The sequence below is a fragment of the Grimontia marina genome (genome assembly GCF_900060185.1).
Taxonomy (GTDB): Bacteria; Pseudomonadota; Gammaproteobacteria; order Enterobacterales; family Vibrionaceae; genus Enterovibrio; species Enterovibrio marinus.
This window is the reverse complement of sequence record NZ_FIZY01000142.1, coordinates 1-2,015: the sequence shown is the minus strand read 5'-3', so window position 1 is coordinate 2,015 and position 2,015 is coordinate 1. Positions and strand designations below refer to the sequence as shown.

The window sequence follows — 2,015 nt, the reverse complement described above, 5'->3', positions numbered from 1 at the left end:
ATCACAGGTGTAAACATATGTGGCAATTGCTCAGGAAGGTGAAGCACTTTATGGATAACGTATCGCCGTACCCGGGAGGTTGCCACGGCACGGCGAAAATGTAGCACTATTCGGATCAGTTATTTAGCTTCTTCATTCAATTCCTCATCGAACCAGGAATTAGGCTCACCCTCGTAGCCATGTAACACGTAAATAACCGGAAAGGCTTTGTTTGAATCCGCGTAGTAGCAGGCAGGAAGATACACAATGATCTCCCTATTGGAATTTTCATCTGCCATATTATTTTTCAATGAAGGAGAATGAAAACTAAATTGCTCGAGTGTGCCTCGTGGAGCTGGAATCGGTTTATCTGTAAGCTGATAGTCAGTTGACATGTATGGCTCCTTTATAACGAACAAGTCCTACATTTCATCTTAAGTCACTATTTTTTAGTGTAAACCTCCATAAATCGGCAACACTATCAACTGTGATGTCTACTTCTTTTTACTGTGCCCAAACAACCTTAAGATGCAGGATTCAGCGATATTGACTGGCATTGTGATCATGGCGTTCCCTTACATTAGTAGTTATCTCCATCAAAAAGAAACAACAAAGGGCACGGAATCATTAACTAAAGCGAAGGGAGGCGATCAATGCGAGCATCTTCAGGTTATTTGGGTATACACCCAGCAACCTGTAGATACAGAATTTAGCCAGTCTGGATATATTCCAAACGCAAAGAAGCTAGCGTCAATGCCAGCTTCTTAATAGTATTTTTTGTTACTGGAAAACATATCAGTGCGCAAAAACCGCATTTATTTCCGCAATTTCTTCATTACTCAAATAACGGAAGTTGTCGTTTGCAGCTTGCATTCTCAGCGCAGCTGTTTCTTCCAACTCTTCAACATTACACAGTGCATCTTCAAGATCTTCTCCCATCACCACCAATCCGATATTCGCAATCAATACCGCGTGATGACTTTTGGCCTTTTCTGCCAGGAAACAAGATCCAGAAGATCTAAATAATGGAATTCTAGGAAGTGTGGTCGTTCTCATCACTACAATGGGAGAAAGTGCCGGTAATACATTTTCTACATTGAGGTTTTCCTCGGTAACTAATTTTGAAATATGCCTTGGTGTGATCGTAAAAATAGCTTTATGCTTCGGGTTTGCATTATAGATATCCAAATGATGCTCAAATTCCCAATTCGGCAAATCGCCAGATATCAGGTCTCCGCTCAATGAAACGACAGAGAAGTGATCACTCTCTAGCCTGCCCATTTTTAGTCCGTTCGTGGTAATTACTACAGTACCATCTTCCATCTGTGCCGACAGGTTACCGCTTTGTCCTGTATCATGCCCTTTTAAAAAGAGTTTACGACCGTAATTAACGAGTTTATTTTGTAGATCGCTTTGCCCAAACATTCCACATCTCCAACAAAGTCGCTTTCTGTGTACCATTGCGTTTTCATTTACTACACGTTCAGGAAGTTGATAGCTTCTAGAAGGATCTAATTCCTGATCGCCGAACAATACACTCCACCTATATTAAGATCCTTTTTCTTGAATCATATAAAGAAAGGATCCAGGCCACTGTCAAGAAATGATCCATTTTCTTTTTGTAGGCAGTGATACATTTTTTATGGCTGAATTTATTTTTAATTATCTCCTGCCATACCTTGATATTTTTTATCAATTTAAGGATCGCGCAAGATAAAATGCGATCTAAACCTAATTTATTTTATTATTGAGACTTCTATCAACATTTATCCCCCATTTATCGTTAGATATTCTTCTTTATTCTCACCTTCGAGTGCAGTTTTCTTTTCTGTATATACATGCTTCGTGATTTTTAACACCGCAGAGTTGGTTAATGATTGATCTTTTAATGAACAGTGATATTCGGATCCTAAATAACTGATCCGAATAGTGCTACATTTTCGCCGTGCCGTGGCAACCTCCCGGGTACGGCGATACGTTATCCATAAAGTGCTTCACCTTCCTGAGCAATTGCCACATATGTTTACACCTGTGAT

2 protein-coding genes are annotated in these 2,015 nt (G+C 39.9%); both read right to left on the bottom strand.

The window, feature by feature from the left end; all coding sequences use genetic code 11:
• Window positions 1–119 precede the first annotated feature (119 nt).
• On the bottom strand, window positions 120–374 hold the full coding sequence (locus tag GMA8713_RS25525) for an alpha/beta hydrolase (protein WP_062715474.1): 255 nt from the start codon (window positions 372–374) through the stop codon (window positions 120–122).
• A gap of 400 nt (window positions 375–774) precedes the next feature.
• Window positions 775–1,404: a class II aldolase/adducin family protein gene (locus GMA8713_RS25515; RefSeq protein ID WP_062715469.1), complete on the bottom strand. Its 630-nt coding sequence runs from the start codon at window positions 1,402–1,404 to the stop codon at window positions 775–777.
• Window positions 1,405–2,015 lie beyond the last annotated feature (611 nt).

Excerpts from the sequence above, each read along its gene's own strand:
- GMA8713_RS25525 (WP_062715474.1), bottom strand. The coding sequence starts at position 374 with ATGTCAACTGACTATCAGCTTACAGATAAACCGATTCCAGCTCCACGA.
- GMA8713_RS25515 (WP_062715469.1), bottom strand. The coding sequence starts at position 1,404 with ATGTTTGGGCAAAGCGATCTACAAAATAAACTCGTTAATTACGGTCGT.